Here is a 14,751-nt window from a genome sequence, read left to right as displayed (position 1 = left end):
GACCGTGCTGCAATACCAGATTGACCGTATCGAGCATCAGATCTCAGATGATCGCGCTCAGACGGGTGTGTTCCTGATCGGTCCGCTGGAACGCGGTCAGGCCACCACCCTGGGCAACGCCCTGCGTCGTGTGTTGATGGGTGGCCTGGAGGGCAGTGCGGTGACCGCGGTGCGCATTGCTGGGGTCAACCACGAGTACGCCACCGTGCCCGGTGTGCGTGAAGACGTCCTCGACATTCTGCTCAATTGCAAGCAGTTGAGTGTCAACAGCCGCACCAGCGAGCTGGAGATCGGCCGCCTGGTGGTGGCCGGCCCTGCTGAAGTGAAAGCTCGCGATCTGCAGTTTTCCTCCCAGGTGCAGGTGGTAGACCCAGACCGGCCGATTGCCACGGTCAGCGATGGGCACAGCCTCGAACTAGAGGTGCATGTCGAGCGCGGCATCGGTTACCGCCCGGTGGATCGTCACAACGAAGACACCAGCGCGATCGATCTGCTTCAGATCGACGCCGTGTTCATGCCGGTGCAGCGGGTCAACTTCTCAATTGACGAAACGGCTGTCGCCGAGGGAGGCTCCGCTCGGGAACGTCTCCGCATGGAAGTGGTCACCGATGGGTCGATCACTCCCGACGATGCGATCGCCCAGGCGGCCAATCTCTTGATTGAGCTGTTCCAACCCCTGGCCACCGTCACCATGGTGGAGGAGCCGGGCCTGGAGCCGGAACCTTCGGCTGAGGCGCAGATTCCTCTTGAAGAACTCAACCTCTCCGTTCGGGCTTACAACTGCCTGAAGCGTGCTCAGGTGAATTCCGTCTACGATTTGATGGGCTTCAGTTATGAAGACCTTCTGGAGATCAAGAACTTCGGCTCCAAGTCGGCCGATGAGGTGATCGAAGCGCTGGAGCGCATCGGCATCTCCATCCCTCAGAGCCGCACCAGCGCCTGACCCCATCCTGTTTTCTCCCCTCCCAGCGCCTGAACCATGCGTCACCAATGTCGAGTTCCCCAGCTGGGTCGTCCGGCTGACCAACGCAAGGCCATGCTCCGTGGCCTCACCACCCAGCTGATCCGCGAAGGCCGCGTCACCACCACCAAGGCCCGTGCCAAGGCCCTGCGTGACGAAGCCGAACGGATGATCACCCTGGCCAAAGAAGGAAGCCTCGCCTCCCGCCGCCGGGCCATCGGCTACATGTACGACAAGCAGCTCGTGCATGCCCTCTTCTCCAAAGCGCAGGATCGCTATGGCGATCGCCAGGGCGGTTACACACGCATCACCCGCACCGTGCGCCGCCGCGGTGACAACGCAGAGATGGCCATCATCGAATTGGTCTGAAGATTACGGAGTCCACTGCATCTCCACCCTCGTCTGCTGCTGAGGGCATCCGCATTCGACGGATTGCCATCAGCATGCAGTACGAGGGTTCGTCGTTTTGCGGCTGGCAACGCCAGCACCAGGGCTCCAGCGTTCAGGGTGAGCTGGAGAAGGCGATCGCCGCGCTCGATCCACACCGACCGGTGCAGGCTGTCGCCGCTGGTCGCACCGATGCCGGTGTTCATGCCGCAGGGCAGGTGGTGCATTTCGACTGTTGTGGACCGATTCCGGCCCAACGCTGGGCCCCAGCCCTCAATGGCCGCCTGCCCGGCACGATCCGCGTGCGTGAAGCGGTGGAACGCCCGCTCCACTGGCATGCCTGCCATTCCGCCAGCTATCGGCGTTACCGCTACACGATCTACAACGGACGTCGGCCCAACCTCTTTCTCGCCCCCTGGAGCTGGCACCGGTACCACTGCCGTCTCGACGAGGACGCCATGCGCCGAAGCCTGAACGGCTTGATCGGCAGCCACGACTTCAGCGCCTTCATGCGAGCCGGCAGCCGCCGGGCCCATGCCCGCACCACTGTTCAGGACGTGAGCCTCGAGCGTCAGGGCGATGTCGTGATCCTGGAGATCCAGGCCAGTGGCTTTCTCTACGGCATGGTGCGTCTGCTGACGGGCCAACTGGTGGCGGTGGGTGAGCATCGGCTCCACCCGCAGGTCTTCGAACAACGCTGGCGGCAGCGGCGGCGCCAGGAGGTGAAGGAGGCAGCCCCGCCGCAAGGCCTCTGCCTACTGCGCGCTGGCTATCCGGACCCTCTATTCACACAAGGCGGATGGTACGATTGTCAGCCGCGGTTTTTTCTGGCAAGCCAAGATCCACCTCCGGATCCACAACCGCTGCCAGGAATCGATTAACTCCGCCCCTTGCAGGCTCGGCTCTCTTCAAGAGGACACCCACCACAAGGTAAGCTCGTTGTTTGAGCTCGAATCGGTTCACACCAACGTGGATCGATTCCATCTGACCAGCTCCGCCCGCTCAGGTGGGGCATACCCGAACCGGCATGCCGGCGCGATGAACAAGACATCCGTTCCCTCCATCGATTCGATCGACCGCCAGTGGTATCTGGTGGATGCTGAGAATCAGACTCTCGGTCGACTGGCCACTGAGGTTGCCTCCGTGCTGCGGGGCAAGAACAAAGCGAGTTACACCCCCCATCTGGACACCGGCGATTTCGTGATCGTGGTGAACGCTGACAAGATTCGGGTCAGTGGCAATAAAGCGCAAGACAAGCTCTATCGCCGCCATTCCGGTCGTCCCGGTGGCATGAAGGTGGAAACCTTCGCCCACCTGCAGGCACGTCTCCCCGAGCGCATCGTGGAGAAAGCGATCAAGGGCATGCTTCCTCACAATGCCTTGGGTCGTCAGCTGTTCCGCAAGTTGAAGGTGTACCGCGGTGCCGAACATCCGCACGCCGCCCAGCAGCCCAAGCCCCTCGCGCTCGATCCCGCCGCCACTGCCCAATGAGCATGTCCAACTCCGTCGTTTACTGGGGCACCGGTCGCCGCAAAACCTCTGTGGCCCGTGTCCGTCTGGTGCCCGGCAACGGCACAATCACCATTAACGGTCGTCCTGGCGACAACTACCTCAACTACAACCCGGCATACCTGGCTGCCGTCAAGGCTCCCCTGCAGACCCTGGGTCTCGCCACTGAGTACGACGTGCTGGTGAACGTACGTGGCGGCGGCTTGACCGGCCAGGCTGATGCGATCAAGCAGGGTGCGGCTCGGGCCCTCTGCGAGCTCTCCGCCGACAATCGCAAGCCCCTCAAGGTGGAAGGCCATCTCAGCCGCGATCCCCGCGCCAAGGAACGGCGTAAATACGGCCTCAAGAAAGCCCGCAAAGCTCCTCAGTTCTCCAAGCGCTGATTTCTGTCATGCCCAAGCCCGACATCCATCCCACCTGGTATCCCGACGCCAAGGTGATCTGCAATGGCGAAGTGGTGATGACCACTGGTTCCACCCAGCCCGAAATTCATGTCGATGTGTGGAGCGGCAATCACCCGTTCTTCACTGGTACGCAGAAGATCCTCGACACGGAAGGTCGTGTCGATCGCTTCATGCGCAAGTACGGCATGGGTGGTGCTGGCAAAGCCGCTGACGAAAAGAAAGCTGCAGCTGAATCCTGAGCGTTCAGCACATCGCAAACCAACGTCGCTCCTGAGCGCGACTCTTCCCCCCGGCCCCGGACTGCTGTCTGAGGTTGGGGGTTTTCTTTCACCACCCACCCATCGGAAGGGATGGACACCTCAACCCTGATCAGCCGCCTTGAGGCGGCCAGCACCAGCTTCCGCAACCTCGAGCGGCAACTGGCCGATCCCGATGTGGCCGCTGATCCGAAGCGGCTGGAAACCATCGCCCGGGAACGCTCCCGGCTCGAACCGCTGGTTCAGGATTTCGCCAGCCTGCAACAGGTGGAATCAGAACGAGACCAGGCGAAAGCGCTGCTGCGTGAGAGCCGGGAGGATCCCGCCATGCAGGAGCTGGCACAGCAGGAACTGGACCAGCTCGAGACGCGTCGCAGCGCACTGCTCGAGCAACTCACCCTGGCGCTGCTCCCCACGGATCCCCGCGATGAGCGCAGTGTGATGCTCGAGATCCGAGCCGGTGCCGGCGGCGATGAGGCCTGCCTCTGGGCCGGCGATCTGGCTCGCATGTATGAGCGCTACGGCACACGCCAACACTGGACGGTGCAACCGGTGAGTGCCAATGCCGCTGATCTCGGGGGGTATCGGGAACTGATCCTCTCGGTGAAGGGTGAGGCCGTCTTCAGCAAACTGAAATTCGAGGCCGGCGTGCATCGGGTGCAGCGCGTGCCGGCCACCGAATCCCAGGGACGGGTGCACACGTCCACGGCGACGGTGGCGGTAATGCCGGAAGCGGATCCGGTGGAGGTGCAGATCGACCCCACGGAGCTGGAAATCAGCACGGCGCGCTCCGGTGGTGCCGGCGGCCAGAACGTCAACAAGGTGGAAACGGCCGTGGACCTGCTCCACAAACCCACCGGCATCCGGGTGTTCTGCACCCAGGAGCGCTCCCAGCTGCAGAACCGGGAGCGGGCGCTAGAGATTCTGCGCGCCAAGCTCTACGAGCGTCAGCTGGCCGAAGCCAATGCCCGCGAGAGCTCGGCCCGCCGTGCCCAGGTGGGAACCGGCGACCGCAGCGAGAAGATCCGCACCTACAACGCCAAAGACAACCGCGTCACCGATCACCGCCTCGGTCGCAATTTCGGGCTTGACCCCGTGCTGGATGGGCAGTTGGACGAGGTGATCGGCGCCTGCATCGCCGAAGAGCAACGAGCCAAACTGGAAGCACTCAGCAACGAGGCGGACGCCTGAGCGTCAGGCTCCGATCACATACTTGGCCCACTCGCTCCGGCGGCCGGAATGGATCTGACGGGTGGCCTCGAAACTGAGACTGCTGAGTGGACGCCGCGGCACTCGCCGCAGGGGCATGTTCGCCTCCTGGGGGGTGCGGTTGCCTTTGCGAACGTTGCAACGCAGACAGGCCGTCGTCACGTTCTCCCAGGTGTCGGATCCGCCGCGACTGCGGGGGATGACATGGTCGATCGACAGCTGATCACTGCGGCTGCCGCAGTATTGGCAGCAGTGATTGTCGCGCTGAAACAGGTTGCGGCGGGTGAGCGGTAGCTGGCGGAACGGCACCCGCACAAACTGGCGCAAGCGGATCACTGTGGGTACCAGCAGATCGGCTCGCACACAGTGGTTGGGGTCGTGCTCCAGGCCCTCGGCCTTGCCCTTGAGCATCATCACCATGGCGCGACGCCAGGTGGTGATGTTCAGCGGCTCGTAGGACGCATTGAGAACGAGTACCTGGCCCATGCCAGCCGCCTGTTTAAGCGGCATGCTATCGGCATTCCACGCCCGTCAAGGTGTCCTTCACGACCGAACCGATGGCACCACAACGGGGGGCTGAGCTGCCAGACCCCCGCCAGCGGGCCTGGCTGGAGGTGGCACCGGCAGCCATCACCCACAACGCTCGATCGATCCGCAACCTGCTGCGGCCCGGCTGTGCCTTGATGGCCGTGGTGAAGGCCGACGGCTATGGCCACGGTGCGGTCACCGTGGCACGGGCCGCCCTCGCTGGCGGCGCCACCCAGCTGGGCGTGGCCACCCTGCAAGAGGGCATCGAGCTGCGTCAGGCCGGGCTACGCGAGCCTGTGCTGGTGCTGGGCAACCTCACCCAGGCGGACGATCTGCGCCGCTGCCTGCACTGGCAGCTGATGCCCACCCTGAGTGGCATGCGCGAAGCCCTGCTCTGTCAGAACCTGGCCAGCGACAGCGGGCGACGCTTCGGCGTGCAATTGAAACTCGATACGGGCATGACCCGTCTCGGCTGCGACTGGCAGGAAGCGCCACGGCTAGTCGAAGCAATTCAGCAGCTCGACCGGATTCGACTCGAGGGGATCTACAGCCACCTCGCTCTCGCCGATGGCGACCCAAACGGCGAGGGCGAACGGGTGACGCACCAGCAGCACCAACGCTTCTGCGAAGCCCTGCGTCTGCTGCCCAAAGGAAACGCTGTTCACCATCTCGCCAATTCAGCCGGCACCCTGCGCGATCCTGAGCTTCATCACGATCTGGTGAGGGTGGGGCTGGCGCTGTATGGCCACAGCCCCAGTCCGCACCTCGATCACGCCGTGGAGCTGGAGCCGGCAATGACCGTGAAAGCGCGCGTGAGCCTGATCCGGCAGGTGGGCGCCGGAGTGGGTGTCAGCTATGGCCATCGCTTCATCACCTCAAGACCCAGCCGGTTGGCGGTGGTGGCGATCGGGTACGCCGATGGCGTCAGCCGCGCCCTGTCGGGCCGCATCTGCGCGCTTCACCATGGCCACCGCCTGCCCCAGGTGGGTGCGATCACCATGGATCAGCTCATCCTGGATGTCACCGATCACCCCACCCTGGAGGCCGGCGCCGTGGTCACCTTGCTGGGGCGGGATGGCGATCGGGCGATCCATCCCCGCGACTGGAGTGATCAGTGCGATTCGATCCCCTGGGAGGTGCTCTGCGGCTTCAAACACCGGCTACCACGGCTGGTGATCTGAACCGAATTCCGCCAGCGCCCACTCCTTGATATGGTGGTGGCGCCGCTGGAGAGGTGGCTGAGTGGTTGAAAGCGGCTCCCTGCTAAGGAGTTACAGGAGGCAACTTCTGTCGAGGGTTCGAATCCCTCCCTCTCCGTTGAATTAAATCGCTGGTTCGATCGAGAGCTCCCGTGCCAGGGTCGGCAGCAGATTTGGATCCTGTGCCCGATCCGCCCCCTCACTGAACACGACGAGCAGGCTGGGGGGCCTCTCTGCTGAGACCCACCAGGCCGCATCGTGGCGCGCCTGGCTCATCCAGCCGGCCTTACTCCATAGACGACTCCCCTCCGGCAGACCTTCCCCGAGGAAGCCATCCACCTGATTCTCCGGATCAGCCGCCCGCTGCGCCGAATCGAGCGAACGATCCAGCAGATCCCGCAGGCGATGGCAGGCCGGTGGCGACAACACCGCATCGGTCATCACCGCTTCCAGCATGCGCGCAGTAGCAGCGGTACTGAGGGCATTGCGGTTGGTGTTCCCTGCCCCATAAAAGTCACGTTCACGGCCATAGGGCCCTTCATTCCAGGTTTTCTGGCAACAGTTGATCCGCTCCAGTTCCGGCCATCCCAGGGTCTTCAACCAGTCATTCACCAACTGCCGCTGGCGCTGCCAGGTGGTCCAGGCCTCACCGCGCAGCATCGGACCGCTGGTGGTGCCGGTCAGCAGGTCCACGATCAGACCGGTGGCGTCATTGCAGGAGTCGGCAATCATGTCGCGCAGGGCGCGGCGCAGTTCCTCGTGGTCCAGCAACAGATCACGCTGCAACCAGTGCTCAACCGCCACCGCATAGATCAGCTTCACCACGCTGGCGGGATACAGCAGCCGTTGGTCGGCCCAGCCCGCCCCCCGGCCACTGCCGGCGGCAGGCTCCCGCTGGTCGTATCGCACCCAGGTGATCGCCACCTGCTCGGTGAGCCCGGGCCGGTCCTCCGCCTCCAGCCGGCGCAGCAGCGCAACCAGCTGCTCCTGCATCGCCGGGTCGGGACGGTAGAACGCCATCACACTGGCTGTTGAATCATGCCGACCTTAGGCACGCCGCTTGCCCCGGAACTGCTGCTGCCGGGCAGTGTCTGGCAACTGCGGCGGCCTGTGAACGGCTACGCCCGCGACGGCGGTGATGGCCTCGCCACCCAGGCAGCGGCTGGCCGTCGGTTTCGGGTGCAAGGGAGCGGCGCGGCGATCCAGCGGGGACGCGTGCGGGTGACCCTGCTCGAAGACGGCTACCCCTGCTGGCTGAGTCTCGCCGACCTGGCTGGACAGGCGGTGTCGGCTGGGGCCTGGCAGCCCCGACTGCTGGATGCCGACACCATCCGCCGGCGGTTGCCGGCGGTGCTGGAGTGGATTGCCGCCGTCGCCGCGACGCCGAATCACTACCTCTGGGGCGGCACCCTGGGGCCCGATCTTGACTGTTCTGGCCTGGTGCAGACGGCGTTTGCGAGCACTGGCATCTGGCTGCCACGCGACGCCTATCAGCAGGAGCGTTTCTGCACGCCGGTCGCGGTTCGTCCCGGTGACGACCGCCTGCTGCGCCCGGGTGATCTGATCTTTTTCGGCACCCCGCAACGTTGCACCCATGTGGCGATTCATCGGGGCCGCGGGCAGTACTGGCACAGCTCCGGCCGGGAGCACGGCCGCAACGGCATCGGCTGCGACAGCCTCCACCCGAGCGATCAGCATCCGGTGGCCTGTCATTACAGAGCGGAACTGCGCGGTGCCGGGCGCGTGGAGCGCTGCCATGACGGCAGCACCCTGCCGTAACAGCTGCGGCCGCGACAGCCCGATCTAGGTTGCCCTCACCCCTCCACATCGGGATGCCCCTCAGCGCCGCCGTTTCAGCCATCGCCCCAGATCAGGACGGCGCCGCTCTCGATCTCTCCGTGGTGGTGCCCCTCTACAACGAAGAGGAGAGCGTTCCGGAGCTGGTGCAGCAACTACTCCAGGCGTTGCGGCCCAGCGGCGAGCGCTTCGAGCTGGTGCTGGTGAACGATGGCTCCCGCGACGGCACCGCGGCGGTGCTCGAGCGGCTGAGCCAGGACATTCCCGAACTGGTGGCCGTACTGCTGCGCAAGAACTACGGTCAAACCGCCGCCATGGCCGCCGGTTTCGATGTGGCGCGCGGCGAGGTGATCGTGAGCCTCGATGGCGATCTCCAGAACGACCCCGCCGACATCCCACTGCTGCTGGCCACCCTGCGCGAGGGCTACGACCTCGTGAGTGGCTGGCGTCACCAGCGCCAGGATGCGGCGATTCAACGCAAGCTGCCCTCCCGCATCGCCAATCGCCTGATCGGGCGCGTGACCGGTGTACGCCTCCACGACTACGGCTGTTCCCTGAAGGCCTATCGGCGCGAGGTGCTGGCCGACATGCGGTTATACGGTGAATTGCATCGCTTCCTCCCCGCCCTGGCCTTCATCGAAGGGGCGCGGATCACGGAGGTGAAGGTCAACCACCGGGCGCGCCAATACGGCAGCAGCAAATACGGCATCGATCGCACCTTCCGCGTGCTGATGGACCTGCTGACGGTGTGGTTCATGAAGCGCTTCCTCACCCGCCCGATGTATGTCTTCGGGTTCGGCGGACTGGTGGCGATCGCCGGCAGTTTGGTGGCCAGTGCCTATCTGCTGGCGATCAAGCTGATGGGTGAAGACATCGGCAACCGCCCTTTGCTCACACTGGCAGTGGTGCTGGGCCTCGCAGGCGTGCAGCTGTTCTGTTTCGGATTGCTGGCGGAACTGCTGATCCGCACTTACCACGAAAGCCAGGGCCGCCCGATTTATCGCATCCGGGCCACGTTGCGAGGTGGACGCGCCGGCTGAAATCGCTCGCTCGGGCGAATCGGCCCAGCGCAGCGGTGTGTGTCGATCGCCGCTGCAGCCGCTTCCACAACGCGGGGATCGGCATCACGCAAGCCACGCCTCAGCACGGGCAAACCAGAACGGTGTCCCCACACACCAGCGAGACGCACCGCCAGAAGCCGTTGATCGGGATCGCCGGCGATGGCATGGCGCAGACACTCTTCAAGGGCGCGGCGCTCAGCCGGGGTCACCGGCGCCGTCCAACCATCGAGCGGATCCTCGGCGCTGGGCTCCGCCAGGGCCCGCTCGGATTGCACCAACTCCACCTGAGCACGATTGAGAGCGGCCACAGCGCCGGCGTCCGTGCTGCGCAATAACGGTTTGCGCGGGCGTCGCCCGAGGCCCCAGAGCACGAGAGCCAGAACGAGGGCAGCGCCACCAGCGAAGAACTGAGACATCGTGGGATTGAACTTTTATGTCGCCGTGGAAGGCGACGGCGAGCGCTCTGAAAAGCGATCCCTACAGTAACGGCGGACCTTTTTGGCTTTGGCCATCGCCATGACTGGAGATTTCGTCGCCGCCTGGATGCCCTCCGTGTTCGTGCCCCTGGTGGGAATCATGGGCCCGGCCGTGGCCATGGCGCTGCTCTTCAACGTGATCGAAGCCAGCGACTGAGTCGCTCTCCCTGCGTCCAGCTCCGTCCTTCCGATTCCTCCCATGACCGTGACCCCCGTCGCCGATCCCACCGTCGGCAACCTGGCCACTCCGGTGAACAGCAGCTACTTCGCCAAGGCCTTCCTCAACGCTCTTCCGGCCTATCGGCCGGCCCTGTCCCCCAACCGTCGCGGCCTGGAAGTGGGCATGGCCCATGGCTTCTTCCTCTACGGCCCCTTTGCGGTCTGCGGCCCCCTGCGCAACACCGACTACGCCGCCACCGCTGGCTTGCTCGCTGCCATCGGCCTGGTCTCGATCTTGACCGTATGCCTGTCGATCTACGGCACAGCCGGTCATGGCCCGAACGTTCAGCCCGCTGACGCCACGATCGACAATCCTCCCGCCGATCTGTTCACCAAGGCTGGCTGGGCTGAATTCGCCAGCGGATTCTGGCTGGGTGGCTGCGGCGGCGCCGCCTTCGCCTGGTTCCTGGCCGGCACCGCCATCGTGGCCCCGCTGGTGAACATTGCTGGTGGTGTCTGGAGCGTTGGCTGATTCTCCAGGCCAACCCTGGGACTGAACCCGTCACAACCTCATCGCCCCGGATGATCGGCACGCCGTCCATCCGGGGCTTTGTGCTGCCAGGATCTGGCGGCTTCTTCAGACGGACCCGGATTGCGGTCGATTTCCCAGCCGTTTCTGCGCCGACCGGTCTTCACGATCGTGTGCAGCCTGCTTGTGCTGCTGGCAGGGTTGGTGGCCCTGGTGGGCCTGGGGCTGGAGGACCTTCCCCAACTGGCCCCGACGCGGGTGAGCGTGAGCGCCACCTTCCCGGCCGCGGGGCCGGAGGTGGTGGAGCAGAGCGTGACCGCGGTGCTTGAGAAACAACTGAACGGCCTCGAGGGCCTGGAGAGCATGAGCTCCAGCAGCCGGCAGGGGGGCGCCAGCATCAGCCTGCGCTTTGAGAGCGGCGATCCCGAGCTGAACGCGATCAAGGTGCAGAACGAGGTGAACCTGGCGAACCGACGCCTGCCTCAGCCCGTCACGCGTCAGGGGCTGAGCGTGCGCCGCTCCTCCGATGACATCCTGTTGATCCTGGGCTTCAGCGCCCCCAAGGGTCTGTATGCCCCCACCTTCATCGGTGGCTGGCTCGACCAGAGTCTGCGCGAATCGCTCCGCAGCACGCCAGGGGTCGGCGACATACGCGTGTTCGGCAGCAGTGAGCTGGCCTTCCGGCTCTGGCTCAATGCCGACCAACTGGAGCAATACGACCTCACCAGCAACGACATCACCACGGCCCTGGCCGAACAGAACGTGCTGGCCGCCCTGGGCAGCCTCGGCGAAGCGCCTGCGCCGGAAGGTCAGGTGTTCAGCCTGCCGGTGGATGCGGAGGGGCGCCTACTGAGCAAGGCCGAGTTCGAGGCGATGGTGGTGAAGCGCAGTGACAACGCCGGTTTGGTGCGCCTCCGTGATGTGGGCCGGGTGGAACTCGGCAAGGAGAACTACGGCAGCAGCGCCATGAACCTCCAGGGTGAGAGCGCTGTGGCAGTGGGCATTTTCCAGCGGGATGGCGCTAATGCGCTGGAGGTGAGCCGTGCGGTGCAGGCGGAGCTGGCGAAGCTGCAGGAAAGCTTCCCGCCCGGTCTGACCATGCAGGTGATCGTGGATGTGGCCGAAACCGTGCAGGCCAACCTCGATCGCACCACCGACACCCTGCGCGATGCCGTGCTGTTGGTGCTGGTGGTGCTGGTGCTGTTTCTGGGGCGTTGGCGCCTGGCGATGATCCCCGGTATCGCCGTGCCGGTGGCCCTGATCGGCAGCCTGGTGATCGTGAAAGTCAGCGGCTCGAACCTCAACAGCCTGATCCTGTTCGGCCTGGTGCTCGCCACCGGGATCGTGGTGGATGACGCGATTGTGGTGAGTGAAGACATCGCCGGACGCATCGAACGGGGGGCCGAACCTCAGGGGGCCGCCGAAGATGCCATGGCCGAACTCGCCGGTGCCGTGATCGCCACCTCCCTGGTGCTGGCGGCGGTGTTCGTGCCGGTGCTGCTGATTCCAGGCTCGATCGGACGCCTCTATCAGCCAATCGCGTTGGCGATCACCGGCGCCATTCTGTTTTCCACCTTCAACGCCCTCACCTTCACACCGATGGCCTGTGCCCGGGTGCTGGGGCCTGGGGGCGGTCGCTTGCCTGGACCGTTGAAACGTTTGAGCGCCTCCCTCCGCAACGGGATGAGCCGCACCCAGGAGACGTATGGCCGCGTGCTGGCCACTTGGCTTCCCCGCGGCCGGCTGGTGATCGGGTTGCTGCTGGCCGGGCTGGTGATCACGGGCCTCGGACTAACGACCATGCCCACCGCCTTCATCCCCGACGAAGACCAGGGTCAAGTTCGTGGCTATTTCACCCTGCCCGATGGCGCCAGCCTGGAACGCACCGAGGCGGTGATGGACCAGATCCGGCAAGTGGTGGCCGACGAACCTCTGATCCGCACCGGGAACTTCTATGCCGGTCGCTCCTTCGGCCAGAGCGGCGAAGACAAGGGATCGTTTTATCTCAGGCTGGTGCCGCTCAAGGAACGTCCGGGACAGGATCAGAGCAGTGAAGCGGTGAAAGACCGCCTGAATCAGGCTCTGCGCCAACGCATCAGCGATGCCCGTGTAATCGTGACCACCCCCCCCACCGTGCGCGGCTTCAGCAGCGAGGCAGGTCTGCAGCTGGAACTGCTCGATCGCAGCGCCGGTCAGCTCAGCCTGAAGGACTTTGAAGAGCAAGCTCAGCGCTTCATCCGCGCCGCCGAAGCAACTGGTCAGTTCGAGCGGGTGAGCACCCGCTTTGATGCCAGCTCACCGCGCTGGCGGCTGCAGATCGATCGCAGTCAGATGGCGGCCCTGGATCTCCCGGTGGGGCAGACCCTGCGGGACATCGGCACGGCGATCGGGGGGCGCTACATCGACGACACCTTCGAAGGCGGCCAGATCCGCTCGATCTACCTGCAGCTCGATGGCGAGAAACGCGCCAATCCAGGCGACCTCACCGGCTTGATGGTGCGCAACCGCAAGGGGGAGCTGGTCTCCGTCGCCAATGTGGCGCGGCTGGAACGGGCGGAGGGAGCCAACAGCATCACCCATTACAACCAGAGCCGCTCGATCAGCATCACGGCGATTCCGGCCGATGGCGTGAGCAGCGGCCAAGCGATCGACCTGCTGGAAGCGATCAGCGACCGCACCGGCGGCAGCAGCCTCGGCCTGGCCTTCACCGGCCTGGCCAACGAGGAAACCAAGGCGGAAGACGTGTCGTGGATTCTGTTCAGCCTGGGAATTCTGGTGGTGTATCTGTTGCTGGCAGGGCTCTATGAAAGTTTCCTCGACCCGCTGATCATCCTGCTCACGGTGCCCATGGCCCTGCTCGGCGCCCTGATCGGATTGAAGCTGCGGGGCCTGCCGCTCGACGTGTATGGCCAGATGGGCATGTTGGTGCTGGTGAGCCTGGCCGCCAAAAACGGCATCCTGATCGTGGAATTCGCCAACCAGCGCCTGGAGCAGGGGATGGCCTTGCTGGACGCGATCGAAGGGGCGGCAATCAACCGGATGCGCCCGATCCTGCTCACCGCCGTCACCTCCCTGGCGGGATTCCTGCCCCTGTTGATGGCCAGCGGCACCGGCTCCGCCAGCCGAATCAGTATCGGCACAGTGGTGTTCAGTGGCCTGCTGGTGTCGACGCTGCTGTCGCTGTTTGTGGTGCCGGCGATGTATCTGCTGCTCAAGCGCTGGCGCGGTGTGCGACCCGAGCCCACGCCGCAGCTGGATGGCTGAACAAAACGGCCACCATGACGACCGAATGCTGACGGCCTGATCCTTAGGCTTTCTGCAATGTTTCGTGACGGAGTGCCGACGCCATGGTGAGGAGCGCAACCAGACCCAGCCCGTCATCGCAGCAGGCGCAGTTCTTCTCCTACGCCGAAGCCGCCAACCCGATCCGCAACGGACTGACCGCTGCGATTCCCTATCGCAGTTTTTCGCCGGCCTTTTTCCAGGAGGCGGGCAACGCCATCCTGCCCCTGGACCTCAGCCAGGAGTTGGGCTGCGAGGGGCCGGCTACGGGCCCGTCCCTCTGTGCCAATTTCGTGCGCCTCGATCACGGTGATCTGCGCACAAGCGCGACCGCCACGAGTCAGCTGTTCTTCGTGGCCGAAGGCGAGGGCGAGACCGAAGCCTGCGGCGCCCAGTTCCGCTGGAGCAAGGGCGACATGCTCGTGCTGCCGGCGGGAGGTGACGCCGTGCATGCAAGTGACGGCCACGCTGGTCTCTACTGGGTGCATGACGCCCCCCTGCTGCGCCATCTCGGCGTGATCCCCAGCGAAGCCCGCTTCGCCGCCACCTTCTACAGCCATCACGACAGCCAGAGGCACCTCGCCGAGATTGCCGCAAGTCCGAGCGGTGCAAAAGCCAATCGGGTGAGCATCCTCATGGGCAACAGCGCCTTTCCCCAGTCGCGCACCGTGAGCCACACCCTCTGGGCCATGCTCGGCATTCTGCCGGCGGGTCAGATGCAGAAACCGCACCGGCACCAATCGATCGCCCTCGATTTCGCGGTGGCCTGCCAACCGGGCTGTTACACCCTGATCGGCACAGAACTGAATACGAATGGAACCATCCGCAATCCCCACCGGGAAGACTGGGTGGAGGGCGCCGCCTTTGTGACACCTCCGGGCTACTGGCATTCGCACCACAACAACTCGGGCGCCGATGCCTATGTGCTGCCGATTCAGGATGCCGGCCTGCACACCTACCTGCGCACCCTCGACATCACCTTCAGCGCCTGAC

At 64.8% G+C, this 14,751-nt stretch carries 17 protein-coding genes and 1 tRNA gene; 15 read left to right on the top strand and 3 right to left on the bottom strand.

Annotation, left to right across the window (positions count from 1 at the left end):
• Nucleotides 1-4: 4 nt before the first annotated feature.
• The 7 genes from SynWH8101_RS02205 to prfA all read left to right on the top strand — a co-directional run bounded on the left by SynWH8101_RS02205 (nucleotide 5) and on the right by prfA (nucleotide 4,709).
• Complete coding sequence (locus SynWH8101_RS02205; protein WP_130128396.1) at nucleotides 5-943, top strand: DNA-directed RNA polymerase subunit alpha; 939 nt, start codon at nucleotides 5-7, stop codon at nucleotides 941-943.
• Nucleotides 944-979: 36 nt separating this feature from the next.
• Complete coding sequence (gene rplQ, locus SynWH8101_RS02200) at nucleotides 980-1,330, top strand: 50S ribosomal protein L17 (protein ID WP_007100640.1); 351 nt, start codon at nucleotides 980-982, stop codon at nucleotides 1,328-1,330.
• A gap of 47 nt (nucleotides 1,331-1,377) precedes the next feature.
• Nucleotides 1,378-2,229, top strand: a complete 852-nt coding sequence (truA, locus tag SynWH8101_RS02195; protein ID WP_174719534.1) for a tRNA pseudouridine(38-40) synthase TruA — start codon at nucleotides 1,378-1,380, stop codon at nucleotides 2,227-2,229.
• 157 nt (nucleotides 2,230-2,386) lie between these two features.
• The gene (gene rplM, locus SynWH8101_RS02190; RefSeq protein ID WP_130128394.1) at nucleotides 2,387-2,839 is read left to right on the top strand and encodes a 50S ribosomal protein L13; all 453 of its coding nucleotides are present in this window, start codon (nucleotides 2,387-2,389) and stop codon (nucleotides 2,837-2,839) included.
• Nucleotides 2,836-3,240, top strand: a complete 405-nt coding sequence (gene rpsI / locus SynWH8101_RS02185) for a 30S ribosomal protein S9 (protein ID WP_130128393.1) — start codon at nucleotides 2,836-2,838, stop codon at nucleotides 3,238-3,240. Before rplM ends, rpsI begins: the two co-directional genes overlap by 4 nt.
• 8 nt (nucleotides 3,241-3,248) lie before the next feature.
• Complete coding sequence (rpmE, locus tag SynWH8101_RS02180; RefSeq protein WP_130128392.1) at nucleotides 3,249-3,500, top strand: 50S ribosomal protein L31; 252 nt, start codon at nucleotides 3,249-3,251, stop codon at nucleotides 3,498-3,500.
• Between the two features lie 111 nt (nucleotides 3,501-3,611).
• A complete protein-coding gene (gene prfA, locus SynWH8101_RS02175; RefSeq protein WP_130128391.1) occupies nucleotides 3,612-4,709 on the top strand; it encodes a peptide chain release factor 1 in 1,098 nt (365 codons plus the stop codon).
• A gap of 3 nt (nucleotides 4,710-4,712) precedes the next feature.
• Here prfA and SynWH8101_RS02170 read toward each other — a convergent pair whose 3' ends face one another.
• The gene (locus SynWH8101_RS02170; RefSeq protein ID WP_130130300.1) at nucleotides 4,713-5,213 is read right to left on the bottom strand and encodes an HNH endonuclease; all 501 of its coding nucleotides are present in this window, start codon (nucleotides 5,211-5,213) and stop codon (nucleotides 4,713-4,715) included.
• Between the two features lie 71 nt (nucleotides 5,214-5,284).
• On the opposite strand from SynWH8101_RS02170, the gene alr reads away from it, so the two are divergent.
• Nucleotides 5,285-6,436 carry an alanine racemase gene (gene alr, locus SynWH8101_RS02165; protein WP_130128390.1) on the top strand — a complete coding sequence of 384 codons (1,152 nt, stop codon included), beginning with the start codon at nucleotides 5,285-5,287 and terminating at the stop codon, nucleotides 6,434-6,436.
• A 47-nt stretch (nucleotides 6,437-6,483) separates the two neighbouring features.
• A tRNA-Ser gene (locus SynWH8101_RS02160) sits at nucleotides 6,484-6,572 on the top strand.
• Between the two features lie 5 nt (nucleotides 6,573-6,577).
• Here the strand turns inward: SynWH8101_RS02160 and SynWH8101_RS02155 are convergent.
• Nucleotides 6,578-7,474, bottom strand: a complete 897-nt coding sequence (locus SynWH8101_RS02155; protein WP_130128389.1) for a serine hydrolase — start codon at nucleotides 7,472-7,474, stop codon at nucleotides 6,578-6,580.
• Nucleotides 7,475-7,492: 18 nt separating this feature from the next.
• On the opposite strand from SynWH8101_RS02155, the gene SynWH8101_RS02150 reads away from it, so the two are divergent.
• The gene (locus SynWH8101_RS02150; protein WP_130128388.1) at nucleotides 7,493-8,233 is read left to right on the top strand and encodes a C40 family peptidase; all 741 of its coding nucleotides are present in this window, start codon (nucleotides 7,493-7,495) and stop codon (nucleotides 8,231-8,233) included.
• Between the two features lie 53 nt (nucleotides 8,234-8,286).
• Nucleotides 8,287-9,291 (top strand): glycosyltransferase family 2 protein, encoded by a 1,005-nt coding sequence (locus SynWH8101_RS02145; RefSeq protein ID WP_130128387.1) that lies wholly within the window; start codon nucleotides 8,287-8,289, stop codon nucleotides 9,289-9,291.
• On the opposite strand, the gene SynWH8101_RS02140 is transcribed toward SynWH8101_RS02145, so the two are convergent.
• On the bottom strand, nucleotides 9,249-9,728 hold the full coding sequence (locus SynWH8101_RS02140) for a HEAT repeat domain-containing protein (RefSeq protein ID WP_130128386.1): 480 nt from the start codon (nucleotides 9,726-9,728) through the stop codon (nucleotides 9,249-9,251). The genes SynWH8101_RS02145 and SynWH8101_RS02140 overlap by 43 nt on opposite strands.
• A gap of 100 nt (nucleotides 9,729-9,828) precedes the next feature.
• Between SynWH8101_RS02140 and SynWH8101_RS02135 the strand changes: the two genes are divergently transcribed.
• The 4 genes from SynWH8101_RS02135 (at nucleotide 9,829) to SynWH8101_RS02120 (ending at nucleotide 14,750) form a co-directional block, all read left to right on the top strand.
• Nucleotides 9,829-9,945, top strand: coding sequence for a photosystem I reaction center subunit VIII (locus SynWH8101_RS02135; RefSeq protein ID WP_007100652.1), 117 nt, complete (start codon nucleotides 9,829-9,831; stop codon nucleotides 9,943-9,945).
• 42 nt (nucleotides 9,946-9,987) lie between these two features.
• Nucleotides 9,988-10,479 carry a photosystem I reaction center subunit XI gene (locus SynWH8101_RS02130; RefSeq protein WP_130128385.1) on the top strand — a complete coding sequence of 164 codons (492 nt, stop codon included), beginning with the start codon at nucleotides 9,988-9,990 and terminating at the stop codon, nucleotides 10,477-10,479.
• A 120-nt stretch (nucleotides 10,480-10,599) separates the two neighbouring features.
• Nucleotides 10,600-13,740 (top strand): efflux RND transporter permease subunit, encoded by a 3,141-nt coding sequence (locus SynWH8101_RS02125; RefSeq protein WP_130128384.1) that lies wholly within the window; start codon nucleotides 10,600-10,602, stop codon nucleotides 13,738-13,740.
• An 83-nt stretch (nucleotides 13,741-13,823) separates the two neighbouring features.
• The gene (locus tag SynWH8101_RS02120) at nucleotides 13,824-14,750 is read left to right on the top strand and encodes a cupin (protein ID WP_130128383.1); all 927 of its coding nucleotides are present in this window, start codon (nucleotides 13,824-13,826) and stop codon (nucleotides 14,748-14,750) included.
• Nucleotide 14,751: the final 1 nt, after the last annotated feature.

Origin of the sequence: Synechococcus sp. WH 8101, assembly GCF_004209775.1 — a bacterium.
Classification (GTDB): Bacteria; Cyanobacteriota; Cyanobacteriia; order PCC-6307; family Cyanobiaceae; genus Synechococcus_C.
Note: the sequence above shows the minus strand (reverse complement) of the source record. Positions and strands in the feature narration are given on the sequence as shown.